Raw genomic sequence first — 25,748 nt, forward strand, 5'->3', positions numbered from 1 at the left:
GCGGCTCCTGTCGCCGCTACCACTCTCAGCGGGCCCTCGCCGCTACCTCCGTACAGGAGTCGTCCGCACCGTGCGCGACGATGCGGACACTTTTCGGTGAGGCCGCCGAGGTAGGCAGGTCGACGGTGAAGCAGCGCTTGGCCATGGACTCGGACGGGCCGATCAGGGACACCGAGCGCTGGTAGACGCGTGCGAAGCGCACGATGATCTGCGTCCGGCCTTTCGTGTAATTCAGCTCGTACAGCAGGCCGTGGCCCCGCCCGTTGCCCGAGGCCCTCTCCAGGATGTCCTCGACGTCTTGGCGGGAGAGCGTGCCGCTGTCGGCGACGAGGGCGTCGGCGAAACGGCGGGCGTCTTCGCGTGTGTTTTCGAAGGCGGTGTGCTCCCGGGCGGACTCCCGAAAGTCCCCGACGATCCAGGAGACAACGAGCGTCACCGTCAGGGCGAGCAGGACCGCGCCGAGGGCCTTCGCCCACGGTGCGGTCGCGCCTCGTTGCTCAGGTGTCATGTCGTTTCGGAGGTGTCATGTCGTAGTTCTCCGGTGTTGTGCCGGTCTGGATTCGTCTGGGATCTCCAGAGTCTCATCCGGACCTCTAGAGCTTGCCGAGCGCGCGGCGGAAGGCCGCGGAGTACGCGGAGGTACCGACGCTGTTCGGATGGTAGCTCTCACGGCTGATGCACCAGGTGCCTCCGACCTTGCAGCTGAAGTCGCCGTCGCCGTTCTGACCAGTCACGATCTTGTTGATGCCTTCGTTGTCGTCGCAGGCCCGCTTTCCCTCGAAGTCGCTGTCCGGGGACTCGTAACTGACCGGCAGGCCCGCCGACTTGAGAGAGGCCACGAGTTGCTGCTGCTTGGACTCCATGTACTCGCCCATGTTGTTGACCCGGATCATGCCGGCCCCGCCGACGCCGCTCACACAGAGCGTCACGTCCTCGTTGAAGAGCCGGGGGTAACCGAGCAGGATGATCTTGGCGTTGGGAGCCGCGCTGTTGATCTCTCTCAGCACCTTCTCGATCTCGGGCATGGTGTCGTCGATGTCCGCGTGGACGGAGTCCTCCGCCGGGCAGCCAGTGGTGGCACAGCTCTGCATCACCGCCGGGAAGCCGGCGTCGTTGCCGCCGATGGTGAGGGCCACCAGGTCGGTGTCCTCACTGAGTACGCCTGACTCGCTCTGGAACTTTTCGTGGAAGTTTCCGTCGAATCCCCAGGTCTCCACCTCGTCGCCGTTCACCGGGGTGCCGGGCAGCAGCTGCCAGGTGTGCGCGCCGGAGCAGGAGACGTCCTGGAAGTCGAGCGACGCCGACGCGGTGTCGCTCAACGTGCCGATCGTGTCGGAGAAGCCTGGCACTGTCGTCTTGCGGGCCCAGGAGTTGGCACTGCGTCGGCACGCGTTCCAGGTGGCCTTGCCGTTGTCCACGTCCGACGTGGGGGCGTAGGAGCCGGCGCCTTCGCCCGACGCGTACGAGTCGCCCATGGCCACGACCATCCTGGGCTTGGCCGTCAGCGGCTGGAAGGCGATCGCGTCCCAGGCGACGTCGTTGTCCGCCGTACCATCCACGCTTTCGTTGTCCAGACTGACCGAGGGGGTGCCCTTGAACCGGTACGCGCCCAGCTCCACCCACTGGTTCCTCTTGGACCGCTGGTTGAGGTAGCGCTCGCGGGAGACGCCGTTGCCGAGGTTGATCCTGTAGTGGGCCTGCTGGCTCTCCGCCCCCGTGTCCGGCAGGTGTACGAGGACGCGCACCCACTGGTCGAGACTCCTGCCGAGGGTCCAGGTGCCGGTCACCTTCATCTGGGCGATGCGGTGCTGGTCGTCACGCGTGTGCGCAAACCAGAAGTGCGAGCCGAGTCCGCCGCCGACCTGATGCAGGTCCTCCTTGCCCTCGTACGTACCGCTGTTGGCGGCGAACTTCCAGGTCAGGCTGCCGTTGCTGATGTAGGCCTTGGTGCAGTCGGTGCGGAACGTACCGACGCTGTCGGCAACGTCGTCGACGATGATCGCGCTCGAGGCGGCGCCGGAGGGCAGGCCGCCGATCCCGCACTCGGGCGTTCCGCTGTCGCCCCGGCCGAGTTCGGTACGCAGTGTCTTGTACGTAAGAGTCTCGAAGCCGCAAGTGCCGCTGCACGAGGCCCACTTCGCGTCGCCGTCGTACCAGTACTGCGTGTAGCAGGCCTCGGTGGTGCACACGGGCGGACTGGCGGCGTCACAACCGTTGGTGGAATTACAGAAGGCGCTCAGCGGCGGCTTGATGGCGAGCGACCGGTACCCCGGATCGTTCCACCAGGCGGCCTGGTAGCCGTGGGTGTTGCCGTTGTTCTGCGCACCGGCGTCGCTGTAGGAGCGGCCGGTGTCGATGGGGTAGGCGGCCCAGCCCATCACCTTCTCCGGGTAGGGCCACTTCTGCGGCTGGGCGGCGTCCGAGTAGTGGTTGTTGTCGAGGAAGGCGTCGCGGTCGGCAGGATACTTGGGATTGGCCGGGTTGTTCAGCCAGCCCAGGCCCCATTTGCCGGTCGAGTCCGGGGCGTTGAAGCCGAGGTTGTAGTTCCAGACCGCGGCGAACCAGTTCTCGATGTTCTGAGGGTCGTCATCGTTGATCTTGACGGTCTGGCCGGCGGTGTGCAGTTCGTTCCACTTGTTGGCCAGCGTCTGCGCGGCGACGGCGACGTTGGCGGTGTAGTCCAGGGCGATCGCCCGCTGTTGAGGCTCGGGGAAGGCGGCCGGCTTGCCGGGCACCTGGCGCGCGGCGGTGCTCATCCCGTCGGTCTGCTGCCCCATGCCGTAACCGCAGTCGGCCTTGGTCCAGTCGACCGACCACACCTTGTCGGGGTCGTAACCGGTTGTGCCGGGATAGATGTTGGTGCCGTAGAAGTTTCCGATCAGCGGGTTGCCGGTCTGCCCGGGCATGGCGTGGTACGAGGCCTGCCACATGTTGGATTCCTGCGCCAGGACGCCCAGCAGGACCTGAGCCGGGATCCGCTTCCCCGCAGCCGCGCCCTTCAGCTCTGGTATGGGGAACATGGTGGACGGCGAGACCGAGGAACCGAGTCCGGCTTGGGCACGCCAGCCGCCCTGGGTGATGTAGCCGCTGGTGAGATTCCCTCGAACGGCCATGTCCACGGCCCATTCGACCTGGTTGGGAGTGGGCTGCAACGCCTGCTGGTTCGGGTCGTTGCGCGGGATGGAGCAGGTGCGCTCGGAGTCGTAGGTTGTGGTGGAGGAGTCGGCGGCGACCAGCTTGCCGCCGTCGGCGGCCCGCGCACTGGCGGCGGCGCCCGGCCTCAGCGCGGGAGAAGGCCGCTCCGCAGCGGGTGCGGTGTCCGGCGCGACGGTGAACTCCAACTTCTCGCCGGTCGCCGGTACTCGCGCATTCACGGTGTACGGCAGGCTGCTGTTGTCGCCGGTGGCCGCGAGGGGGTTGGTCACATGGGAGCGCAGCCCCTCGGACACGGCCCGTTCGATGACCAGACGGCCGTGGGAGGAGACCTCCGTACCGGCATCGGCTGACAACCGGTCGATGGTGTCCGGCAGTTGGGCGACGTCCTCGGGCGTGCCGGTGAGAAACAGCCGGCCTGCCGTACCGGCGGACAGCCCGACCTTGCCGAGGGTGCCGTGCGCGAGTGCGCTCAGCCTGCCGCCCTGGGCGCGGCGGACGGTCACCTCGGTGTCGTCGCGGTCAAGGAAGGCGACGCCGCCGTCGGCGTCGGGATGGATACGGAAGGCCGGCCCGGACGTTCTGCCGATCAGTTCGGTGGAGCCGTCGGCGGCGATGCGGGTGAGCCGGTTACCGATGGCCGCGACCGTCGCGTTGCCGACCGGGACGGCCGAGGTCGCCTGGCCCGGCACGGTCACCATGCCGCTCACCTTGCCCGTGGCGGTGTTCAGCCGCAGCAGCCGGGTCCTGCCGACCTCCTCGTCGGCGGACTGGGTCAGCACCGCCGTCTCGCCCGTACCGCAACCGGGGTTGAAGTAGGCGAGCGAGACCTGCTCGCGCAACTTGGTCACCTTGTGGGTGCCCAGGTCCACCACGGCGGCGAAGGCCCCGCGGTCGAAGAGCGCCGGAGTGTTGGTGAACGCTCTCGGCGCGTACGCCACGACGGCCCGCTTGCCCGAGCCGGTCACGCACACGTTGCCGACCCACGCGTCGGTGTCGAAGCCGTCCTCCCGCAGCGCGGCGACCTCCTGCCACTGGTACGCCTCGGCACTGTCGGCGACAAGTACGTGCAGTCCCCGGGAGTCGCCCACCACCGTGACGGCCCGGTCGTCCGAGGTGCGCCAGCCCTTGGGCAGCTTGCTGTCGGGCCGCTCCACCCTCGGCGGATACGGACTCGCCGGATCGGGTGGGGCCGGATGTCGCTCGGAGTTATGCGGCTCGCTCGGCGTGGACGCCGTCGTGCCGGTGTCCACGATGGTGGAGGCGGCCCAGGCGGGGCCCGAGGGCAGCAGGGCTAAAGCCATCGCCGTGGCGGCCGCAGCGGACCATCTCTTATTGCCTTTGCGTTCCATCCAGCTCTCCAGAAGTGGGAAAGTGCTTTCCCGGGATGTGGGGCGCAGGCCAATGTGTCATGTGTTTCGGCGGGTCGGAGGTCGGTCCGCGAGGCTGGCGTAATCACGCCGAGGAGGTGTGAACAGGGAAAGTGGATTCACGTGAATGCGTGTTTCGGTCGCCCGCTCTTTGCGCTGCCGCTCGGTTCGCCGCCGTTCGGGTCGTCGGCGTTCGGTCAGTCGTCCTTCTGCTGGGTCTGGTCGGCTGGGGCGCATCGGCAGAGTGCAGCAGGCCCAGTTTTTGGGCGTGAGCCCCCAGAGCCACCCGCCCGTTGGCATGCAGGCGCTCCATGAGGCGCTGTACCTTGCGCTGCACGGTGCGGTGGCCCATCCCCAGACGTCGGGCGATGGTCGCGTCGTTAAGGCCGGCGTACAGCAGGTCCAGGATTCTGCGTTCGTCGGCCTCGATACCGGGCGCACTGGTGTCAAAATCTGGCGTAATAGTCAATTCCGCCACCCCCTGCAGCGTAGTTCACGGCCTCACGCAGTCTAGGAAGCGCTTGCTGGCGTGGACATATGAATAAACATCCACAAAAGGTGGTAAACGGACGGGTGGGGCGGCGTAATTACGCCGCCCCACCCCCGGTTCGCCAGTTACCGGCCGCAAAGCGCGACCCGGTGATCCCGACTCAGTACCAGGGCGTGCAGCTCGCAGTACCGGATTTGTACTCCACGCAGGCGCGCATTTCATGGGTCGACGGGTTGTAGTACATCGGCGTGCGTGTCTGGTAGAGATTCGCCGCATCCGCCACCTTGGCGGTCCAGCCGGAAGCTCCGCCGTTCTTCAGGCCCAGCCGCAAGTCACAGGAGGAGTGGCTCTTGGTGCAGCGCTGGACGTACACCGACCAGTCGCCAGCGCCCGTACCACTGACGTACTCGAAGCGGCCCCAGCTGTACTGGTCGCCATCCGTTTTCCCCCAACGCAGCTCGTAGGAGAACGAGTTGCCCAGATCGTAGGGGCCGTGCGGGGTGACCGGTCCGGATTCCCAGCTCTGGATGTTCGGGTCGTGGCCGTCGCAGCCGAAGTTGTCGCAGGCCAGGGCGGCGGCCGAGGCGGAATTCGGGACGACGAGTGCGAAGAAGCCGAGAACTATGCCGAGTACGAGGCCGAAACGTGACCGGAGTTTCATTTCTCCTCCAAGCGGAACAGTGTTGCAGTCAGGCCGGAAAAGCAAATGGGCACCCGCTTGGCGGGGCCGCCGCAACTATGTCACGGTGCCCCGCCGAGAGAATGCCCGCGGCGTGCAACTGGCGTAATTACGCCCGGAATTCGTTCGGGGCGTCAGCCGCCCCCGTCGACGTACTACGACTTACTCACGCCACCTCGGCGCGCGGCCCCTCTACGGGAACCCCCCGTTGCCGCCGTTCCCGTTGTTGCCGCCGTTGTCGTTGCCCTGGGTGAAGCCGGGAGGGAATGTGAAGGTCGGGGGCGGGAACGTCGTGTTGCCGCCGTTGTCGGTCCCGCCGTTGTTGTTGCCGCCGTTGTTGTTGCCGTTCGTGGCGCCGCCGTTGTTGTTGCCATTGCTGTCCCCGTTGTCGCCGTCAGCGGGCTTGCTCGGCTTCGGGGCCGGCGGGTCGGGGATGTTGACGAGGTTGAACTCGGGGGCGGGCTTGCCGTCCAGAGCGCCGGTCATCATGTCCCGCCAGATCGGGCCAGGCACCTCACCACCGAACACCTTCTCGTGCCAGACCCCGCCAATGGTGATGTTCGTCATCTTGCGCTTGTGCGCGGGGTCGCCGACCCAGACGGCGCCGGCCATGTTCGGCGTGTAGCCCACGAACCAGGCCGCGAAACGGAAGTCCGTCGTGCCGGTCTTACCGGCGCTGGGGCGGCTGCCGAGGCCTGCCTGGGTGCCCGTACCGTCCTCGACCACGCCCTTGAGGAGCGTGTTGATGGTGTCGGCGGTGCTCTCGGACATCGCCCGCGAGCAGGTCGACTTCGGGACTTCGAGTGACTTTGTCTTCTCGCCGACCTGCTGGGCAATCGACTCGATGGCCACAGGCGTGCAGTACATACCGCGCGAGGCGAAGGTCGCGTAGGCGTTCGCCATCGTCAGCGGCGACATCTCCTGGGTGCCGAGGGCGATCGACGGAGCTTGCTGCAGCTTGCCGCCGTCGGCGCGCTCGACGCCCATCTTCGCGGCCATCTCCGTCACCGGGCAGATGCCGATGTCTGAAATCAGCTCCACGTAGTAGGTGTTGACCGACTTCGCGGTCGCTTCCTTCATGCCGTACGGGCCGACCTCGGACTCGTTCTCATTGGTGAGCTTCGAGTTCTCCTGGTTCACCCAGTTCTTGCCGTCGCACGCTGAGATCGGGCTCGGGTAGTCCATCTCGTACGGCGAGGGGTACTGCTTCGTCGCCGGCATGCCGCCCTCGATCGCGGCGGCGGCCACGATCGGCTTGAAGGTCGAGCCGGGCTGATAGCCCGCTCCGCCGCCCATGCGCTGGTCGACGGACAGGTTGATACTCGTCTCGTTCTGCTTGTTGTCGATGCCGTACGGCCGTGACTGGCCCATCGCCAGGATCTTGCCGGTGCCGGGTTCGACGATGGTGGCGGCGGTGGCCACGTCGTCGCCCTGCTTGACGTGCTCCTTGATGGATGCCTGGGCCGATTTCTGCGCCTGCGGGTCCAGCGTCGTCCGGATGGTCAGGCCGCCCTGGTTCCAGATCTTGGCCCGGTCCTCCTTGGTCTTGCCGAAGACCGGGTCGTTCAGGAAGACCTCACGGACGTAGTCGCAGAAGAAGCCCGCGCCCTTGACCGCCACGATGCAGCCGTTCTTCGGCTGGCTGACCTTCAGGCCGAGCGGCGCCTTCTTGCCGGCGTCGGCCTCCTGCTGGGAGATGTCACCGACCTCCGCCATCCGCTGGAGCACGGTGTTGCGGCGCTTGATCGCCTCCGCCGGGTCGTTCACCGGGTCGTACCGGGTCGGCGACTGGACGATGCCGGCCAGGAGGGCGGCCTGGGGGAGGGTGAGGTCCTTCGCGGACTTGGAGAAGTAGCGCCGCGAACCCGCCTCGACGCCGTAGGCCTGCTGGCCGAAGAACGTGATGTTCAGGTAGTTCTCGAGGATCTTCTTCTTGCCCAGCTCCTCCTCGACCTGGATCGCGTACTTCAGCTCCTGGACCTTGCGGCCGACGGTCTGCTGGGTGGCCTGCGCGACCTTCGTCGGGTCGTCGCCCGCCTCCTCGACGAACACGTTCTTCACGTACTGCTGCGTGAGCGTGGAGGCACCCTCCGCGACGCCGCCGCTCTGCGCGTTTCTGTTGAGGGCGCGCAGGACGCCCTTGAGGTCGATCGCGCCGTGCTCGTAGAACCGGGAGTCCTCGATCGCGACGATCGCCTTCTGCATGTACGGCGAGATGTTCTTGAGGTCGACCACCGTGCGGTCACGCGAGTACACCGTGGCGATCTGGCCGCCCTTGGCGTCCAGAATCGTGGTGCGCTGGCTCAGCGGCGGGCGCTTGAGGTTGGCCGGGATCTCGTCGAACCCCTCGACCGACCCCTTGGCCGCGAGACCGAGCGCGCCGGCGGCGGGCAGGGCGATGCCCGCCGCGACGGCTCCCGCGAGCACGCTGACACCGAGGAACTTTGCGGCCTGCTGTGTTGCCGACAGGCCACCGCCCGAGCGCTTGTTTGGCATGAGGGCAGCCTACGTTCTCATTCGCCGGACACACGTATAGGCCTTGGCCTAAGCTGCTCACAACTGTCACAGCAGTGAGGTCACGTATCAATACGTCCGTGAGACCCGAATCGTTTCGGATGTAGCCCAACTTTTTTCGGATTTTTTTGTGGCGTACGTGCCCGGATGAGCCTCGTGTGTCCTGCGGTGTCCGTTGTGACCTGGCTGAATCGTCCCGCTCTGCCGGGATGGTCGCGCATGTCGGTCGCTCACTCCCCCGGGTGATCTGCCGATAACCCATAGTCCGTTCGGGCCATTCAAGATTGGGCCCGAAGGGGGTGTTGCGCTGTGCCCGCCTTCCGTAACGTCCTCAACTGGCGGCGGTGAATATGCCGCTGCCGCCGTGGGGGAGCCTCGATTCGGGAGAGGACGGCGCCGGTATGGGCTGGGTAACCGACTGGAGTGCGCAGGCGGCCTGCCGCACTACCGATCCGGATGAACTGTTCGTTCAAGGAGCAGCGCAGAACAGGGCCAAGGCGGTGTGCACCGGATGTCCGGTACGCACGGAATGCCTGGCTGACGCGCTCGACAACCGCGTCGAGTTCGGCGTGTGGGGAGGAATGACGGAGCGGGAGCGCCGCGCACTGCTGCGCAGGCGTCCCACTGTCACCTCGTGGCGTCGGCTGCTCGAGACAGCGCGTACGGAGTACGAGCGGGGGGCGGGAATCCTGCCTCTCGACGAGGAAGAGGTGTACGAGAACTACTTGGCGGTGGGCTGAGCCGACCCGGGTCAGTCACTCGCCTCCGCGAGCTCCGGCAGCTCTGGCCGGTCGGTCGCGAGCCGGTCGCCGATGTCACGCAGTCCTGCGAGGTCATGGACATCGCCGGGCAGCGCGGCGACCTCGGTCACGGCCACCTCCGGGTGGAGCGCGGTGAAGCGGTCACGTGTGCGCTGCTCGCGGGAGAGCAGCTGCATACGGTCGGCGTGCAGCCGGAGCAGGCCTGCGGTGAGTTGTCGGACCGTGGGGTCGGCAGGGGCGCCTGGGTCACCAGGGGCGGCGGTCGACGCACTGTTGTCGTCGGTGGCGGTGGGGGAGCCTACGACGTGATCTGAGACATGTTCTGCGACGTGTTGCGTGACGTGTTCTTCGACGTCTGTGGCCGGGGAGTTCGGCCGGTCTGAACTGCCGTACGTGTCGGGAGAGTTACGAAGTCCAGCTTTCCCGTCCTCCTGATCGACAATGCGGGGCTCTTCAAGATTTTCCGCGGCGGCGATCGCACGCTCGGCGGACAGCTGGGCGGCGCCGCTGCCGTGGACCCGGTTGAGCACCAGTCCGGCGAGTGGCATGTCCTCCGCGGCCAGCCGCTCCACGAAGTACGCGGCCTCGCGCAGTGCGTCGCGCTCCGGGGCCGCCACCACCAGGAACGCCGTGCCGGGTGCCTGGAGCAACTGGAAGGTGGCATCGGCGCGGGTACGGAAACCACCGAAGGTGGTGTCCATCGCGGCCACGAACGTCTGGACGTCCTTGAGGAGTTGGCCGCCCAGGAGCTTGCCCAGGGTGCCGGTCATCATCGACATCCCGACATTCAGGAACTTCATCCCCGCGCGCCCGCCCAGCTTCGCCGGCGCCGTCAGCAGCCGGATCAGACGGCCGTCGAGGAACGAACCGAGGCGCTTCGGGGCGTCCAGGAAGTCCAGCGCCGACCGGGACGGAGGCGTGTCGACGACGATGAGATCCCACTCGTCGCGCGACCGCAGCTGCCCCAGCTTCTCCATCGCCATGTACTCCTGCGTGCCCGCGAAGCCCGCCGAGAGCGACTGGTAGAAGGGGTTCGCGAGGATCGCGGCGGCCCGCTCCCGGTCGGCGTGCGCCTCGACGATCTCGTCGAACGTACGCTTCATGTCGAGCATCATCGCGTGCAGTTCGCCGCCGCCCTCGACGCCCTTGACCCGCCGCGGCACGTTGTCGAGCGAGTCGATGCCCATGGACTGGGCGAGCCTGCGCGCCGGGTCGATGGTGAGCACGACCACCTTCCGCCCCCGCTCGGCGGCGCGCAGTCCGAGCGCCGCCGCGGTGGTCGTCTTGCCGACCCCGCCGGCCCCGCAGCACACCACGATCCGGGTCCGCGGATCGTCGATCAGCGGATCGATCTCGAGCACGCGCGCGGGGGACAGGCCATGGCGGGAGGCGGTCTCGTGTGGTTCCGGGCTCATGACATCCTCTGCTTCCGCAGCTCGGTGGCCAGTTCGTAGAGACCTGCCAGGTCCATACCTTCGGCGAACAAAGGCAGTTCGTGCGTCGGAAGACCCAACTCGCCCAGCACGGAACGCTGTTCGTGCTCGAGCGCGTACCGCGCGGCGTACTCCTCGGCCTGCGCCAGCAACGGGTCCACCAGCTTCTCGGCGTGCCCGCCGCGCCGCGCCCCGCCGAGCCCGGCGGCCGACAGCGACCGCGCGAGCGCGCCGCGGGGTGCCGCCCGTACGAGTTCCAGCTCGTCCTCGTCCAAAACCTCGGGCCGCACCATGTTGACGACGATCCGCCCCACCGGCAGCTTGGCGGCACGCAGTTCGGCGATGCCGTCCGCGGTCTCCTGGACGGGCATCTCCTCCAGGAGCGTCACCAGATGCACCGCCGTCTCCGGCGACTTCAGTACGCGCATCACGGCCTGCGCCTGATTGTGTATCGGGCCGATCTTCGCGAGCCCGGCCACCTCGTCGTTGACGTTCAGGAAGCGGGTGATGCGGCCGGTCGGCGGAGCGTCCATCACGACGAAGTCGTAGGCGAACCGCCCGCTCTTGTCCTTCCGCCGGACCGCCTCGCACGCCTTTCCGGTCAGCAGGACGTCTCTGATGCCGGGGGCGACGGTGGTGGCGAAGTCGATCGCGCCGAGTTTCTTCAGGGCGCGGCCGGCGCTCCCGAGTTTGTAGAACATCTGGAGGTAGTCCAGCAAAGCCTGCTCGGGGTCGATGGCGAGGGCGAACACCTCCCCGCCCCCGGGAGCGACGGCGATCTTCCGCTCCTCATAGGGCAGCACTTCCGTCTCGAAGAGCTGCGCGATGCCCTGCCTGCCCTCGACCTCGACGAGAAGCGTGCGCTTCCCCTCGGTTGCGAGGGCGAGCGCGAGCGCTGCGGCGACCGTGGTCTTTCCGGTCCCGCCCTTACCGCTGACGACCTGGAACCTGCTCACGTATTCGAGATTAACCAGTCCGGCCGGAAGCTACGCCGGAGGCTGTGGACAACGTGGGCGCGGGGTGCCCGGCGGCAGCGGATAAAGTCGCCTCCATGACCAAGTGGGAATACGCGACTGTGCCTCTGCTCGTCCACGCCACGAAGCAGATCCTGGACACCTGGGGCGAGGACGGCTGGGAGCTCGTCCAGGTCGTGCCCGGGCCGAACAACCCCGAGCAGCTCGTGGCGTACCTGAAGCGGGAGAAGGCGTGAGCGCGGTCGAGGCGCGCCTCGCCGAACTGGGCCTGACTCTCCCGGCGGTGGTGCCTCCGCTGGCCGCGTACCAGCCGGCCGTGCGGTCCGGGGTGTACGTGTACACCTCGGGCCAGCTGCCCATGGTGGACGGGAAACTCCCGGTCACCGGGAAGGTGGGCGCGGAGGTCACCCCCGAGGAGGCCAAGGAACTGGCACGCACGTGTGCGCTGAACGCGCTCGCGGCGGTCAAGTCGGTCGCCGGTGACCTGGACCGGATCGCGAGGGTCGTGAAGGTCGTCGGCTTCGTGGCCTCGGCCCCCGACTTCACGGGCCAGCCCGGGGTGATCAACGGCGCGAGCGAACTCCTGGGCGAGGTACTGGGCGACAAGGGCGTCCACGCCCGCAGCGCGGTCGGAGTGGCGGTACTGCCCCTGGACGCACCTGTGGAGGTCGAGATCCAGGTCGAGCTGGCCAATCTCTAGCCCGGTCGGCACCCCCAGCCCGCACGCCCTTTGAGGCGCCGGCCGGCTTTCCAGCCCGTCCGGCGTTTGAGGACAAGGCCCGTTCAGGGCCGTAGGGGGGTCTGGGGGCACAGCCCCCCAGGTACGGGATGGGACGGGTAGGGGCGGCGGGGGCGAAAACCCTCGCGCCCTCGAACATGCACTCACCACCGGATAACCTCCGCCCATGGCAAACGGGCAGTGGTACCCACCGGAGTGGCCGGACCTCATCCGCGGGCTCGCCGAAGGCACCCTCACCCCGGTCACCCCCAAACGCGCGGCCACCGTCATGCTCCTCAAGGACACCGACTCCGGCCCGGTCGTCCACATGCTGCGCAGACGCGCCTCCATGGCCTTCGCCGGGGGCGCGTACGCGTATCCGGGCGGCGGAGTCGACCCGCGCGACGACGACCACCTGATCCGCTGGGCGGGCCCCACGCGCGCGTGGTGGGCGACCCGGCTCGGCCTGGACACCGACGAGACGTCCGCGCAGGCGGTCGTCTGCGCCGCCGTACGGGAGACGTACGAGGAGGCGGGCGTCCTGCTTGCCGGCCCGACCGCCGATTCCGTGGTCGGCGACACCACGGGCGACGACTGGGAGGCGGACCGCGCGGCCCTGGTCGCCCGGGAACTGTCCTTCGCCGAGTTCCTGGACCGCCGGGGCCTGGTGCTCCGCTCGGACCTCCTCGGGGCGTGGGCCCGCTGGATCACCCCGGAGTTCGAAGCGCGCCGCTACGACACCTGGTTCTTCGTGGCCGCGCTCCCACAGGGCCAGCGCACCCGGAACGCCTCCACGGAGGCCGACCGCACGGTGTGGATCGAACCGGCCCGCGCGGCGGCCTCGTACGACAAGGGCGAGCTGCTGATGATGCCGCCCACGATCGCGACCCTGCGAGCGCTGGCACCGTACGACAGCGTGTCCGGGGCCCTCGCCGGGGCCCTGGAGCGCGACCTGGCGCCCGTCCTGGCCACCGCCAGTGTGCAGGATGACGAGATCGTGCTCTCCTGGCCAGGGCACGACGAGTTCACCAAGCACATCCGGATCGGGGGTGCCCCCGCATGACCGAAGCCGCCGCTCTTCCCGGCCAGCCGCGCGGCGGGGTTCTTTCCGGCCCCGCCACCCCGCGCGCGGTCAATGTCCTCGCGCCCAACGCCTCCGCGATGACTCTCGACGGCACGAACACCTGGATCGTCTCGGAGCCCGACTCCGAACTGGCCGTCGTCGTCGACCCGGGGCCCCTGGACGACGCACATCTCAGAAACGTCGTCGACACCGCGCACAAGGCCGGCAAACGGATCGCGCTGACGCTGCTCACGCACGGTCATCCGGACCACGCGGAGGGCGCCGGACGGTTCGCGGAGCTGACGGGCACGCGCGTGCGGGCGCTCGATCCGGCGCTGCGGCTGGGGGACGAGGGCCTCGCGAGCGGGGACGTCGTGTCCGTCGGCGGGCTGGAGCTGAGGGTCGTACCGACGCCGGGGCACACCGCGGACTCGCTGTGCTTCCATCTCCCGGCCGATCGTGCCGTCCTGACGGGTGACACCGTCCTGGGGCGCGGAACGACCGTGGTGGCCCATCCAGACGGTCGCCTGGGGGACTATCTGGACTCCCTGAGGCGGCTGAGGTCCCTGACGGTGGACGACGGCGTGCACATCGTCCTGCCGGGCCACGGGCCCGTCCTGGACGACGCCCAGGGTGCCGTCGAGTTCTACCTGGCCCACCGCGCCCACCGGCTCGCCCAGGTCGAGACAGCGGTCGAGAACGGCCGCACGGACCCCGCGGAGGTCGTCGCCCACGTGTACGCGGACGTCGACCGCTCCCTGTGGCCCGCCGCCGAACTCTCCGTACGCGCCCAGCTGGAGTACCTCCGCGAGCACGGCCTCATCTAGAGTCGGTCTCATCTACTGGTCGGTCTCATCCAGTCGGGGTCAGGTGGGCCTGGGCGTCTTGACGCCGTGCACGCGCGCGTACTCCTCCGCCAGCCACGAGCCCAGCTCCTCGACGTGCGAGCGCAGGAACGACCGCAGGACGGCCGGATCGTCCGTCGGCTCGTGGCCCAGTGACGCCGCCTCCCTCATGCGCGGACCCCATCGCGGGTAGTACGCGGCGAACGCCTCGGCCATCTCGTACAGGTCGCTGGTCCAACCGTCCCAGCGTGGCATGACGAGCGTGAAGCCGGTGCGTACGAGGTGGCGCGAAATGCCCCGCACGCGTACGCGTACCGCCCCCGCAGGCGCCCCCGGTGCGGTCGCCTCGGCGATCAGGCGCCGCCAGCGGGGCAGGCACAGGGCCAGGTCGCCGTTGGTCTCGCGGGCGAGGATGGAGGCGGGGCGGTAGCGGGGCAGGTGCTCAGCGAGGTCCGCACCGAGGAGGGGCGTGCACAGACAGGCCAGGAACCAGCCCAGGTCGTGCCTCTCCAGGTCGCTCAGCACCTGTGCCCGCGAGACCAGCAGGGTGCCGGAGCCGTCGATCTGCTCGAACTCCCTGTCGAGCGCCGCGTCCAGCGCACCGGCAGTCGCCCGGTCCGCCTCCGTGGGCTCCTCGCGCAGGGCGAGCAGGAGGTCCAGGTCGCTGCGTCCCACGCGCGCGGTGCCGCGCGGAACCGACCCGTACAGGTACGCGCTGTGCAGCCGCTCCCCGAACAGGGCGACGATCCGGCCACGGGCCGCGTCGACGACGGGCCGGAAGGCGGGCGGCACGCGCGCGAGGGAGCCCTCGCGGACGATGAAACCCTGCTGGTCCAGCCCCGGACGCGCTGCCATTCCGGTCACGTCACATCACGTCACTTCCAGCGGAACACCCGCACGCGCCGTGTCTCGCTCACCGCGTGGCACACCACGGCCAGTCGGTCGTCCCAGGCGGCGTACCGGGCCCGGTAGCTGAAGCCGGGCAGCCTGCGTTCCGCGACGGTCCGGCCGTCGGCGGGGTCGAGGACGGTGGCCCGGCTGCCGTAGCCGTTGCCGACCATGAAGTACCCGCGGTGGGCCAGCGGATGGAGCGTACGGCCGTGATCGGTGCGCCACTCCCAGAGCTGCTCGCCGGTCGCGACGGAGTACGCGCGCAGGACCGTGTCGGCGCTCTTCTCGTCGTCTCCGGCGGGGTCCTCCGGTTCCAGCCCGACGGCGAGCGTGTCACCGACGACGGCGACGGCGGGCCCGAAGTCCTTGTATCCGTCCGGGAGTTCGACGTACCACTCGCCGTCCTCACGCACCACGTACAGCCGGGGGCGGGAGCGCCTGCCGCTGTTACGGACGGACAGGACGGGCGGCTCGGCCGCCAGGACGGAGAACGAGTCGCCCCAGTCGTCCGGGAGCGGTCGCTCCCACTGCTGGGCGCCGGTACGCGCGTCGAGACATCGGACGACCGGCGGCGCGTCCGCCTTGCCGCCGGTGACGGTCGCTATTCGGCCGCCGCCGATCGCCACCTCGCGCGCGTGGTCGGCGCCGATGTATCCCAGCCGGTCCTTCGGCTGCTCGCGCGACCAGGCGACGGCTCCGGAGCCGAGGTCGAGGGCGGTGAGGCGGACGTGCGTGGCGCCGTGCTGGCCGTCGTCGTGGTGCAGGACGACGCCCAGGCCGTCCCGGGTGTCCTCGGCGACCCGGACGATCACGTCCCGGCCCGGCGGCTGCCAGGTCCAGCGGGGCTCACCGGTCGCCGGTGCGTACGCGGTCACGCGGTCGAAGCGGACCAGGGCCACCGCCTCGTCCGTCGCCCACAGGCCGAGCGGCTCGCCCTGGTCCTGCTGTTCGAACTCGGACTGCCACAGCGTCGGCGCCTCCGGGTCCCGGCGGAACAGGCGCAACCGGCGCTTCGGGGGCTCCGGCGCCGCCCAGACGGACTCGGGCGCTCGGTCCTGGTGCATCCCACCCACCCCTTGATTCCGTTCCACACGTTCTCGTCGTTCTCGTCGAACGCGAGAGGGGCCCCGCCATGCGGCAGGGCCCCTCGTACGCGTACGGACGGCTCCCGGCTAACGCGAACGCTTCGCGAGGCGCTCCACGTCCAGCAGGATCACGGCCCGCGCCTCCAGGCGCAGCCAGCCGCGGCCGGCGAAGTCGGCGAGCGCCTTGTTGACCGTCTCGCGGGAGGCGCCGACGAGCTGCGCCAGCTCCTCCTGCGTCAGATCGTGCACGACGTGGATGCCCTCCTCCGACTGCACGCCGAAGCGGCGCGAGAGGTCGAGCAGGGCGCGCGCGACACGGCCCGGCACATCGGAGAAGACCAGGTCGGACATCTGGTCGTTGGTCTTGCGCAGGCGCCGGGCGACGGCGCGCAGGAGCGCGGCGGCCACCTCGGGGCGGGCGTTCAGCCAGGGCTGGAGGTCGCCGTGGCCGAGGCCGAGCAGCTTGACCTCGGTCAGCGCGGTGGCCGTGGCCGTGCGCGGGCCCGGGTCGAACAGCGACAGCTCGCCGATCAGCTCGCCGGGGCCGAGGACGGCCAGCATGTTCTCGCGCCCGTCCGGTGACGTGCGGTGGAGCTTGACCTTGCCCTCGGTGACCACGTAGAGCCGGTCACCCGGGTCGCCCTCGTGGAACAGGGCGTCACCGCGCGCGAGGGTCACCTCACTCATGGAGGCGCGGAGCTCCGCGGCCTGCTCGTCATCGAGCGCCGCGAAGAGCGGGGCGCGCCGCAGAACGTCGTCCACGAGTTCTCTCCTTGTCACCTGCTCAGGGGATCTTGCTCCCCGGTCGACGGGGACCGTGTTCCCCATCTTGCCGGGCGGTCCAAACAGTGTGATCTGTCACAAGGATGCCGTACGGGTGTCCCGATCAGTGTGGCAGGGGGCCAATTGGGCGCCGATCTTCAGGGTCCGGGGCGGATGTCAGTGCCGGGCTCTAGGCTGGCCGGGTGTCCAAATCGCCGGTGAGAGCACAGGCCAAGGGGGCTGGGTGGGTGGCCGCAGGGGGTGATTCCGCTGTGGGCGAACAGGGCACGGGCGGGGGCCGGAATGCGGAGAAAGCGGCAGAGGTGATGTCGGTGAAGAAAGCCGCCAAGCAGGTGACCGGGGCGACGGAGGTGGCTGGGACGGCCGGAAGAGGAGCGTCCGGGGGCGCCCCGGAGGGCGCTCCGGGAGAGGGGTCCGCGTTGTCCGGCGGGCCGGTCGGGAAGGCTCCTACGGCGAAGGGGACACCTCCGGCCAAAAGGGCTGCCACCGAGACGGCGAAGAAGGCGGCTGCGGTCAAGAAGACGGCTGCGGTCACGAAGGCGGTTGGGGCCAAGAAGACGGCTGCGGCGAAGAAGGCCGCCCCCGCGAAGCCGGCAACCGCATCCAGGACTGCCGTTTCCAAGACCGCCGTCGCGAAGCCGCCCCGCAACGAGTCGCGTACCGCGCTCGTGCGGCGGGCCCGGCGGATCGACCGGGAGCTCGCCGAGGTCTACCCGTACGCCCACCCCGAGCTGGACTTCGCGAACCCCTTCCAACTGCTCGTCGCCACGGTCCTGTCCGCCCAGACCACCGATCTGCGCGTCAACCAGACGACCCCCGCCCTCTTCGCCAAGTACCCCACCCCCGAGGACCTGGCCGCCGCCAACCCCGAGGAGGTCGAGGAGATCCTGCGCCCGACCGGCTTCTTCCGGGCCAAGACCAGGTCCGTCATAGGGCTGTCCAAGGCGCTCTCGGAGCAGTTCGGCGGCGAGGTGCCCGGGCGCCTCGAAGACCTCGTCAAACTCCCCGGCGTGGGCCGCAAGACCGCCTTCGTCGTGCTCGGCAACGCCTTCGGGCGCCCCGGCATCACCGTGGACACGCACTTCCAGCGGCTTGTGCGCCGCTGGCAGTGGACGGCGGAGACGGACCCGGACAAGATCGAGGCCGCAGTCGGCGCGCTCTTCCCCAAGAGCGACTGGACGATGCTGTCGCACCATGTGATCTTCCACGGCCGCCGTATCTGCCACGCCCGCAAGCCCGCCTGCGGCGCCTGCCCGCTCGCCCCGCTCTGCCCGGCGTACGGGGAGGGCGAGACGGACCCGGACAAGGCGCGGAAGCTCCTGAAGTATGAGAAGGGCGGCTTCCCCGGCCAGCGGCTGAACCCGCCGCAGGCCTACCTCGACGCGGGCGGCATCCCGGCGCCCCCGCTGGGGGCCGGATGAGGCCCGGCGGTCGTACGGCGTCATCGGGTACGGAACCGGAACCAACGGGGTGGCCGCAGGCGTTGGAAGCAGCAGAACGGGGGTGGCGGTGACGCGCGCGAGCAACACACAGGGCGGCGAGGTGACGCTCAGCAGGGACGGCCTGCCCGGCTGGCTCGATCCGGTGGTGCACGCCGTCGAGACGGTCGAGCCGCTCCAGTTGAGCCGCTTCCTGCCGCCCGAGGACGGCGGCGGCCGGCAGTCCGCCGTACTGATCCTCTTCGGGGAGGGTGAGGGCAAGAGCGACACCCCTGACGGCGTCGGCGGGCCCGAGCTGCTGCTCATGGAGCGGGCCAGCTCGCTGCGCTCCCACGCCGGTCAGCCGTCCTTCCCCGGCGGCGCCCTCGACCCCGAGGACGGGGACCCGCAGGGCGACGGTCCGTTGCGGGCCGCCCTGCGCGAGGCCGAGGAGGAGACCGGGCTCGATCCGGCCGGCGTCCAGCTCTTCGGCGTACTGCCCAAGCTCTACATCCCGGTGAGCGGCTTCGTCGTGACGCCCGTGCTGGGCTGGTGGCGTGAGCCGTCGCCGGTCGGGGTCGTCGATCCGAACGAGACGGCGCGGGTCTTCACGGTTCCCGTGGCGGATCTCACGGACCCGGCCAACCGGGTGACCGCCCTGCACCCAAGTGGCCACAAAGGTCCGGCATTTCTGGTCGAATCGGCCCTTGTGTGGGGCTTCACGGCCGGAGTCATCGACCGTCTGCTGCACTACTCGGGCTGGGAGCGCCCCTGGGACAGAAACAAGCAGGTCCCGCTGGACTGGCACGCGTGACAGGGTGGCCCATGTGAACGTGCTGGACATCTTGTTGCTGGTCGCCGCCGTGTGGTTCGCGATCGTGGGGTACCGCCAGGGCTTCGTCGTCGGCATCCTGTCGGTGATCGGCTTCCTCGGGGGCGGTCTCGTCGCGGTCTATCTGCTGCCTGTCGTCTGGGACGGCGTGACCGACGCGGCGGAGGTGAACACGACCGCCGCCGTCGCCGCGGTGGTCATCGTGATCGTCTGCGCGTCCGTCGGCCAGGCCCTGACCACCCATCTCGGCAACAAGCTGCGCAGATTCATCACCTGGTCACCCGCGCGCGCCATCGACGCGACCGGCGGGGCCCTCGTCAATGTCGTCGCGATGCTCCTCGTCGCCTGGCTGATCGGGGCCGCCCTCGCGCAGACCACGATGCCCACGGTGGGCAAGGAGGTCCGCGGCTCCAAGGTGCTGGCGGGGGTGCAGGAGGTGCTGCCCTCCGACGCGGACACCTGGTTCAAGGACTTCACCTCGGTCCTCGCGCAGAACGGCTTCCCGCAGGTCTTCAGCCCGTTCTCCGACGAGCCCATCAAGGACGTCGACCCGCCCGACCCGGCGCTCGCCAACAGCGCTGTCGCCGTCAACGCCCAGCGTTCCATCGTCAAGGTCATGGGCACCGCCCAGAGCTGCGGCAAGGTCCTGGAGGGCACCGGCTTCGTCTTCGGCGAGCGCCGCGTGATGACCAACGCGCACGTGGTCGGCGGCGTCGACGAACCCACCGTCCAGATAGGCGGCGAGGGCAGGAAGTACGACGCGACGGTCGTCCTCTACGACTGGAAGCGCGACATCGCCGTACTCGACGTACCGGATCTGCGCGCGCCCGTGCTGCGGTTCACGACCGACGACGCGAGCAGCGGCAGCAGCGCGATCGTCGCCGGGTTCCCGGAGAACGGGTCGTACGACGTCCGTCCCGCGCGCGTGCGTGGTCGCATCACGGCCAACGGCCCGGACATCTACCACCGCGGCACGGTGCGCCGCGATGTCTACTCCCTGTTCGCGACCGTCCGCCAGGGCAACTCCGGCGGCCCGCTGCTCACGCCCGACGGCAAGGTGTACGGCGTGGTCTTCGCGAAGTCCCTCGACGACCCGGAGACCGGCTACGCGCTCACGGCGGACGAGATCCAGGAGGACATCGACCAGGGGCGCCTCGCCGGCCAGCAGGTGGACAGCGACAGCTGCGCGCTCTGAGCCCGGACCGGCGGTACGGGTCCGGGTTCGGCGCGGTGCTCAGGGGCGCGGGTGGCGCAGGCGCACCGAGACCCAGCGGGCACGGCGGCGCAGAATGCGCGGGATTCCCACCCTCAGATCCGTTCCCGCGATGTGCGGGGACCCTCCTTGGTGGGCGCTCAGACCATGGTCCGAGCGGCGATTGCGTGCTACGTCACTGTAGTCGTGCGTCCAGCCCATACCTCGACGTCTGCCCCTGCCCCAAGGTCGATAACCGCCCCATGGGCCCCTAATTGGCCTATGCGCCGGGCAATTGGCCGACCGTAGGACAGGTGTTCAATTCTCGGATACCGGGCGTACCGGCGTGCTCACCGGTCCGGCTCGGGATCCTTCAGCCAGTTGACGAGTTCCGTCGAGAACGCGACCGGATCCTCCTCGTGCGGGAAGTGCCCCAACCCGTCGAACAGACGCCAGCGGTACGGCGCTTCGACGTACTCCCCGGAGCCGGCCGCGCTGCGCGTACGCAGCACCGGATCGAGTGAGCCGTGCAGATGCAGCGTCGGCACCCGCACCGGCCGCTTCATGCGCCGGTTGAACTGGATGCCGTCCGGCCGTGCCATGGAGCGCACCATCCAGCGGTACGGCTCGATCGCACAGTGCGCGGTGGACGGGATGCACATGGCCGCGCGGTACGTGTCCACCGCCTCGTCGTCGGGCAGCCGCGGCCCTGACCAGTCCCGGATCAGCCGCCCGACGAGCGCGCCGTCGTCCGCGACGAGCTGCCGCTCGGGCAGCCAGGGCCGCTGGAACCCCCAGATGTACGAACCGGCGGCCGTCTGCCTGACGTCGGAGAGCATCGCCGAGCGCCAGCGCCGGGGGTGCGGCATCGAGGACACCACGAGCCGCCGGACCAGCTTGGGGCGCATCACGGCCGCCGTCCACGCCAGGTATCCGCCCAGGTCGTGGCCGACCAGCGCGGCGTCGGGCTCACCGAGGGACCGTACGACGCCCGTGATGTCGAGGGCGAGGTTCGCCGGGTCGTAACCCCGGGGCGTACGGTCGCTGCCGCCCACGCCCCGCAGGTCCAGGGCGACGGCCCGGAAACCGGCGTCGGCGAGGGCGGCCAGCTGGTGCCGCCATGTCCACCAGAACTGCGGGAAGCCGTGCACCAGCATGACCAGCGGCCCGTCGCCCAGCTCGGCGATGTGGAACCGGGCGCCGTTCGCGGCGACATCCCGGTGGATCACCTCGCGTCCGCCGGGGAGGTCGAGCCGTACGACCGAGGCGGGCTGTGTCGGGGTGGGTTGGGCCGGGGCGGGTTGCGCCGGGGGTGTGGCGGGGTCCGTCATGAGGACGAGCGTGCCACAACCTCGACCCCGTCACTCACCGGGGCGGGCCGGGGGTGTGGCTTGGCCTTCTGGAGGACGCCCGCCGTTTCCTTCACGGACGCGGCGACCTTCTGCGGGCCCTTGCTCTTCTTGGCCTTCTTCGCGAACACCACGCCGATCAGCACCAGGAGCACGGCGAGGAGGACGTTCGCGGCGAACGACAGCAGGAAGCAGACCGCGAGGTTCCAGTCGCTCCACGTCCGAATGGCGTACGCCAGTGCGAAGTTGAGCATCGGAAGGGAGAACAGCAGTACGGCACCGGCCACCGTGAACGCGCCGCCGCTTGTCGCGCCGCGCTTCACATCCTGCTTGAGCTGCGCTTTCGCCAGTGCGATCTCGTCGTGCACCAGCGCGGACATCTCGGTCGTCGCCGAGGCGAACAACTGGCCGATGCTGCGTTCGGCGCCGACCGGGCTGCCGTCGGGTGCGCTCATCGAGGTCTCCCTGTTGTCTTTGTCGTCTTGCTGTCTGACTGCCTGTCCGACATCTACGTGTCAGATCATGCCGGACCGTCACCCACGTCGCCCGCCCCGCCCGCCACTTCGGCAAGCCGGTCCCGCTCGGCGGCCTCCAGTTCGGCGGCCTTGAGCCGTGCGATGCGCCGGTGTTCTGCCGCCTTCCCCTCGTAGATGTCGGCCATGCGCAGGTGGTACGCCGGATCGTGCTCCTCGTAGATGTCGGGGATGCCGTCGAGGTCCTCGTCGCGCTCCTCCGCCTCCCACAGTCGGCGGTACCGGGCGTTTCGGATCTTCAGCAGTACGGTCGCGGCGAGCGCGGCGATGAGCGAGCCGGACAGGACGGCTGCCTTGACCTCGTCGGTGAGCGCCGGGTCGCCGTCGAACGCGAGTTCACCGATCAGCAGGGAGACCGTGAACCCGATTCCGGCGAGCGAGGCGACGGCGAACACGTCGGCCCAGGCCAGGTCGTCGCTGAGCGAGGCCCGGGTGAAACGGGCCGTCAGCCAGGTCCCGCCGAAGATCCCGAGCGTCTTCCCGACGACCAGCCCGAGCACGACACCGAGGGTCTCCGGCCGCGTGAACACGTTCCCCAGCACCCCGCCGGACACCGAGACACCCGCGCTGAACAGGGCGAACAGCGGCACCGCGAACCCGGCCGACAGGGGGCGCACCAGATGTCCGACGCGCTCACCGGGCGAGCACTCCTCCCCGTCCTCGGTCCGGGTCGTGCACCGCAGCATCAGGCCCATCGAGACACCGGCGATGGTGGCGTGGATGCCGCTGTTGTACATCAGCCCCCAGATGACGAGCGCGAGCGGGATGTACACGTACCACCCGCGTACGCCCTTGCGCAGCAGCAGCCAGAAGACGGCGAGGCCGACGAGCGCGCCGCCGAGCGCGGCGAAGTTCAGGTCGGAGGTGAAGAAGACGGCGATGATCAGGATGGCGAAGAGGTCGTCGACGACGGCGAGTGTGAGCAGGAACGCGCGCAGGGCGTTCGGCAGGGACGTCCCGATGACGGCGAGCACGGCGAGCGCGAAGGCGATGTCGGTGGCCGTGGGCACGGCCCAACCGGCGAGCGAACCGCCGCCGGTGACATTGGTGAGGGTGTAGACGAGCGCCGGTACGGCCATTCCGCACAGGGCGGCGACGACGGGCAGCGCGGCGGCCCTCGGGTCGCGCAGATCCCCGGCGACGAGTTCGCGCTTGAGTTCGATGCCGGCGACGAAGAAGAAGACGGCGAGCAGTCCGTCGGCGGCCCAGTGCTGGAGGGAGAGGTCGAGTCCGAGGGCCGCGGGCCCGGCATGGAAGCCGAGGACGGCCTCGTAGGTGTCCTTGGCCGGTGTGTTCGCCCAGATCAGCGCGGCTACGGCGGCGACGAGCAGCAGTACCCCGCCGACGGTCTCGGTCCGCAGCGCGTCCGCGACGAACGTCCGCTCGGGCAGGGAGAGCCGTCCGAGGAGCTTGCGGCTGGCGTTACGGGGGGTGGCCACGGGGGGATCCTCCGGTCGGTGGGCAGCACGGAACACATGCCGACCAGACTTCCCGGCGCACCTTTGGCGATCCTCGCGGATCTTGTCGCGTTGTTGACGCGGTCTTTAGCCTACCTAAGGTGCGCGGGAAGCGCCGTCCGGAGGAAGCCCCTCTTTCAGCCCGCTCTCTAGTCCTCGCTGCCCGCCGCGGGCAGCTTTGTCTGGATGAGGTCCATGACGGTGGAGTCGGTCAGCGTGGTGACGTCACCCAGCTCCCTGTTCTCGGCGACGTCACGCAGCAGCCGGCGCATGATCTTCCCGGAGCGGGTCTTGGGGAGCTCCGCGACCGGCAGGATGCGCTTGGGCTTGGCGATCGGGCCGAGGGTGTCGCCGACGTGGTTGCGCAGTTCGGCGACGAGACCCTCGGTCTCGGAGGCTGTGCCGCGCAGGATGACGAAGGCGACGATGGCCTGTCCGGTGGTCTCGTCGGCGGCACCCACGACGGCGGCCTCGGCGACCGAGGGGTGGGACACCAGCGCCGACTCGACCTCCGTCGTCGAGATGTTGTGCCCGGAGACGAGCATGACGTCGTCCACCCGGCCGAGCAGCCAGATGTCGCCGTCGTCGTCCTTCTTCGCGCCGTCACCGGCGAAGTACTTGCCCTCGAACCGGGACCAGTAGGTGTCGAGGAAGCGCTGGTCGTCGCCCCAGATGGTGCGCAGCATGGACGGCCACGGTTCGGTCAGCACCAGGTAGCCGCCGCCTCCGTCGGGCACCTCGCGCGCCTCGTCGTCGACGACGGTGGCGGAGATCCCGGGCAGCGCCCGCTGCGCGGATCCCGGCTTGGTCTCCGTCACGCCGGGCAGCGGGGAGATCATCATGGCGCCGGTCTCGGTCTGCCACCAGGTGTCGACGATGGGCGTCACATCGGCGCCGATGTGCTTGCGGTACCAGATCCACGCCTCGGGGTTGATCGGCTCGCCCACGGACCCCAGCACCCGGAGGGAGGAGAGGTCGAACTTGGCGGGGATGTCGTCGCCCCACTTCATGAACGTACGGATGGCGGTGGGCGCCGTGTAGAGGATGGTCACGCCGTACTTCTGGATGATCTCCCAGAAGCGGCCCTGGTGCGGGGTGTCCGGCGTCCCCTCGTACATGACCTGGGTCGCGCCGTTGGCCAGCGGTCCGTACACGATGTACGAGTGCCCGGTGACCCAGCCGACGTCGGCGGTGCACCAGTAGACGTCGGTCTCCGGCTTGAGGTCGAAGACGGCGTGGTGGGTGTAGGCGGCCTGGGTGAGGTAGCCGCCGGAGGTGTGCAGGATCCCCTTGGGCTTACCCGTCGTACCGGAGGTGTAGAGGATGAACAGCGGCTGCTCCGCCTCGAACGCCTCGGGCGTGTGCTCGGCGCTCTGCCGCTCGACGGCCTCGTGCCACCACACGTCCCGGCCCTCGTGCCAGTCGACGTCCTGCCCTGTACGGCGGACGACGAGCACGTGTTCGACGTTGTCGACGCGCTCGACGGCGGCGTCGACGGCGGGCTTCAGCGCGGACGGCTTGCCGCGCCGGTACCCGCCGTCCGTGGTGATGACGATCTTGGCGTCGGCGTCCTGGATGCGGGTCGCGAGCGCGTCCGCGGAGAACCCGCCGAAGACGACGGAGTGCGCGGCGCCGATCCTCGCGCAGGCGAGCATCGCGATCGCCGTCTCCGGGATCATCGGCATGTAGACGGCGACCCGGTCGCCCTTCTGGACTCCCAGCTCCAGCAGGGCGTTGGCGGCCTTGGAGACCTCGTCCTTGAGCTCGGCGTAGGTGATCGCGCGGCTGTCGCCGGGCTCCCCCTCGAAGTGGATGGCGACCCGGTCGCCGTTCCCGGCCTCGACATGCCGGTCGACGCAGTTGTACGCGACGTTGAGGGTGCCGTCCTTGAACCACTTGGCGAACGGCGGGTTGGACCAGTCCAGTGTCTCGGTCGGCTCGGTGGCCCAGGTCAGCCGGCGGGCCTGCGCGGCCCAGAAGCCGAGCCGGTCAGCCTTGGCCTGTTCGTACGCCTCCGCCGTGACGTTGGCGTTCGCGGCCAGCTCGGCGGGTGGCGCGAACCTGCGCTCTTCCTTGAGCAGGTTGGCCAGGCTTTCGTTGCTCACGACATCTCCCTTTCCCAGGGTGTCCGTTGTGTCCCGGGCGACAGCTCATCAGACCGGGGGGCCCGCTGACAAGGGCCGACGAAAAATAGGTCTAGACCTTTAA

Annotated in this window: 23 protein-coding genes; 8 read left to right on the top strand and 15 right to left on the bottom strand. The window is 69.3% G+C overall.

Going from position 1 to position 25,748, the window contains the following annotated elements; genetic code table 11:
* Positions 1–25: 25 nt before the first annotated feature.
* The 5 genes from PV396_RS30075 to PV396_RS30095 all read right to left on the bottom strand — a co-directional run bounded on the left by PV396_RS30075 (position 26) and on the right by PV396_RS30095 (position 8,188).
* The gene (locus tag PV396_RS30075; protein WP_319210024.1) at positions 26–508 is read right to left on the bottom strand and encodes a hypothetical protein; all 483 of its coding nucleotides are present in this window, start codon (positions 506–508) and stop codon (positions 26–28) included.
* Between the two features lie 85 nt (positions 509–593).
* Positions 594–4,505, bottom strand: a complete 3,912-nt coding sequence (locus tag PV396_RS30080; RefSeq protein WP_319210026.1) for a GDSL-type esterase/lipase family protein — start codon at positions 4,503–4,505, stop codon at positions 594–596.
* A gap of 103 nt (positions 4,506–4,608) precedes the next feature.
* A complete protein-coding gene (locus PV396_RS30085) occupies positions 4,609–5,001 on the bottom strand; it encodes a helix-turn-helix transcriptional regulator (protein WP_319210028.1) in 393 nt (130 codons plus the stop codon).
* 172 nt (positions 5,002–5,173) lie between these two features.
* Entirely contained in the window at positions 5,174–5,674 is a 501-nt protein-coding gene (locus PV396_RS30090) for a hypothetical protein (protein ID WP_319210030.1), read from the bottom strand.
* 210 nt (positions 5,675–5,884) lie between these two features.
* Complete coding sequence (locus PV396_RS30095) at positions 5,885–8,188, bottom strand: transglycosylase domain-containing protein (protein WP_319210032.1); 2,304 nt, start codon at positions 8,186–8,188, stop codon at positions 5,885–5,887.
* Between the two features lie 419 nt (positions 8,189–8,607).
* Here PV396_RS30095 and wblA point away from each other — a divergent pair, with 419 nt between their 5' ends.
* Positions 8,608–8,946 carry a transcriptional regulator WblA gene (gene wblA, locus PV396_RS30100; protein ID WP_053745774.1) on the top strand — a complete coding sequence of 113 codons (339 nt, stop codon included), beginning with the start codon at positions 8,608–8,610 and terminating at the stop codon, positions 8,944–8,946.
* A gap of 11 nt (positions 8,947–8,957) precedes the next feature.
* Here wblA and PV396_RS30105 read toward each other — a convergent pair whose 3' ends face one another.
* A complete protein-coding gene (locus PV396_RS30105) occupies positions 8,958–10,382 on the bottom strand; it encodes an ArsA family ATPase (RefSeq protein WP_319210035.1) in 1,425 nt (474 codons plus the stop codon).
* On the bottom strand, positions 10,379–11,356 hold the full coding sequence (locus tag PV396_RS30110) for an ArsA-related P-loop ATPase (protein WP_319210036.1): 978 nt from the start codon (positions 11,354–11,356) through the stop codon (positions 10,379–10,381). The genes PV396_RS30105 and PV396_RS30110 overlap by 4 nt, the downstream gene beginning before the upstream one ends.
* Positions 11,357–11,451: 95 nt before the next feature.
* On the opposite strand from PV396_RS30110, the gene PV396_RS30115 reads away from it, so the two are divergent.
* The 4 genes from PV396_RS30115 to PV396_RS30130 all read left to right on the top strand — a co-directional run bounded on the left by PV396_RS30115 (position 11,452) and on the right by PV396_RS30130 (position 13,982).
* The gene (locus PV396_RS30115) at positions 11,452–11,610 is read left to right on the top strand and encodes a DUF4177 domain-containing protein (RefSeq protein WP_003967454.1); all 159 of its coding nucleotides are present in this window, start codon (positions 11,452–11,454) and stop codon (positions 11,608–11,610) included.
* Positions 11,607–12,074 carry a RidA family protein gene (locus PV396_RS30120; RefSeq protein WP_319210037.1) on the top strand — a complete coding sequence of 156 codons (468 nt, stop codon included), beginning with the start codon at positions 11,607–11,609 and terminating at the stop codon, positions 12,072–12,074. The genes PV396_RS30115 and PV396_RS30120 overlap by 4 nt, the downstream gene beginning before the upstream one ends.
* Before the next feature lie 205 nt (positions 12,075–12,279).
* A complete protein-coding gene (locus PV396_RS30125) occupies positions 12,280–13,155 on the top strand; it encodes an NUDIX hydrolase (RefSeq protein ID WP_319210039.1) in 876 nt (291 codons plus the stop codon).
* Entirely contained in the window at positions 13,152–13,982 is an 831-nt protein-coding gene (locus PV396_RS30130) for an MBL fold metallo-hydrolase (protein WP_319210041.1), read from the top strand. Before PV396_RS30125 ends, PV396_RS30130 begins: the two co-directional genes overlap by 4 nt.
* A gap of 39 nt (positions 13,983–14,021) precedes the next feature.
* Here PV396_RS30130 and PV396_RS30135 read toward each other — a convergent pair whose 3' ends face one another.
* From PV396_RS30135 to PV396_RS30145, 3 genes are all read right to left on the bottom strand, one after another.
* Positions 14,022–14,855 (bottom strand): nucleotidyltransferase domain-containing protein, encoded by an 834-nt coding sequence (locus PV396_RS30135; protein ID WP_319210043.1) that lies wholly within the window; start codon positions 14,853–14,855, stop codon positions 14,022–14,024.
* Between the two features lie 20 nt (positions 14,856–14,875).
* The gene (locus tag PV396_RS30140) at positions 14,876–15,955 is read right to left on the bottom strand and encodes a PQQ-binding-like beta-propeller repeat protein (protein WP_319210044.1); all 1,080 of its coding nucleotides are present in this window, start codon (positions 15,953–15,955) and stop codon (positions 14,876–14,878) included.
* A 108-nt stretch (positions 15,956–16,063) separates the two neighbouring features.
* A complete protein-coding gene (locus PV396_RS30145; protein ID WP_006382668.1) occupies positions 16,064–16,738 on the bottom strand; it encodes a Crp/Fnr family transcriptional regulator in 675 nt (224 codons plus the stop codon).
* Between the two features lie 332 nt (positions 16,739–17,070).
* On the opposite strand from PV396_RS30145, the gene nth reads away from it, so the two are divergent.
* The 3 genes from nth to PV396_RS30160 all read left to right on the top strand — a co-directional run bounded on the left by nth (position 17,071) and on the right by PV396_RS30160 (position 20,204).
* The gene (gene nth, locus PV396_RS30150; protein WP_319210046.1) at positions 17,071–18,180 is read left to right on the top strand and encodes an endonuclease III; all 1,110 of its coding nucleotides are present in this window, start codon (positions 17,071–17,073) and stop codon (positions 18,178–18,180) included.
* 88 nt (positions 18,181–18,268) lie between these two features.
* On the top strand, positions 18,269–18,991 hold the full coding sequence (locus tag PV396_RS30155) for a CoA pyrophosphatase (protein ID WP_319210048.1): 723 nt from the start codon (positions 18,269–18,271) through the stop codon (positions 18,989–18,991).
* 13 nt (positions 18,992–19,004) lie between these two features.
* On the top strand, positions 19,005–20,204 hold the full coding sequence (locus PV396_RS30160; RefSeq protein ID WP_319210050.1) for a MarP family serine protease: 1,200 nt from the start codon (positions 19,005–19,007) through the stop codon (positions 20,202–20,204).
* Between the two features lie 39 nt (positions 20,205–20,243).
* Here the strand turns inward: PV396_RS30160 and PV396_RS30165 are convergent, their stop codons facing one another.
* From PV396_RS30165 to acs, 5 genes are all read right to left on the bottom strand, one after another.
* Positions 20,244–20,423: a hypothetical protein gene (locus tag PV396_RS30165; protein ID WP_319210052.1), complete on the bottom strand. Its 180-nt coding sequence runs from the start codon at positions 20,421–20,423 to the stop codon at positions 20,244–20,246.
* A 128-nt stretch (positions 20,424–20,551) separates the two neighbouring features.
* Positions 20,552–21,532, bottom strand: a complete 981-nt coding sequence (locus tag PV396_RS30170; protein WP_319210054.1) for an alpha/beta hydrolase — start codon at positions 21,530–21,532, stop codon at positions 20,552–20,554.
* On the bottom strand, positions 21,529–22,005 hold the full coding sequence (locus PV396_RS30175) for a phage holin family protein (RefSeq protein ID WP_319210055.1): 477 nt from the start codon (positions 22,003–22,005) through the stop codon (positions 21,529–21,531). The genes PV396_RS30170 and PV396_RS30175 overlap by 4 nt, the downstream gene beginning before the upstream one ends.
* A gap of 65 nt (positions 22,006–22,070) precedes the next feature.
* The gene (nhaA, locus tag PV396_RS30180) at positions 22,071–23,522 is read right to left on the bottom strand and encodes a Na+/H+ antiporter NhaA (protein WP_319210057.1); all 1,452 of its coding nucleotides are present in this window, start codon (positions 23,520–23,522) and stop codon (positions 22,071–22,073) included.
* 167 nt (positions 23,523–23,689) lie between these two features.
* Positions 23,690–25,645: an acetate--CoA ligase gene (acs, locus tag PV396_RS30185; RefSeq protein ID WP_319210059.1), complete on the bottom strand. Its 1,956-nt coding sequence runs from the start codon at positions 25,643–25,645 to the stop codon at positions 23,690–23,692.
* Between the last annotated feature and the right edge of the window lie 103 nt (positions 25,646–25,748).

This window comes from Streptomyces sp. ME02-8801-2C, from assembly GCF_033793965.1.
Classification (GTDB): domain Bacteria; phylum Actinomycetota; class Actinomycetes; order Streptomycetales; family Streptomycetaceae; genus Streptomyces.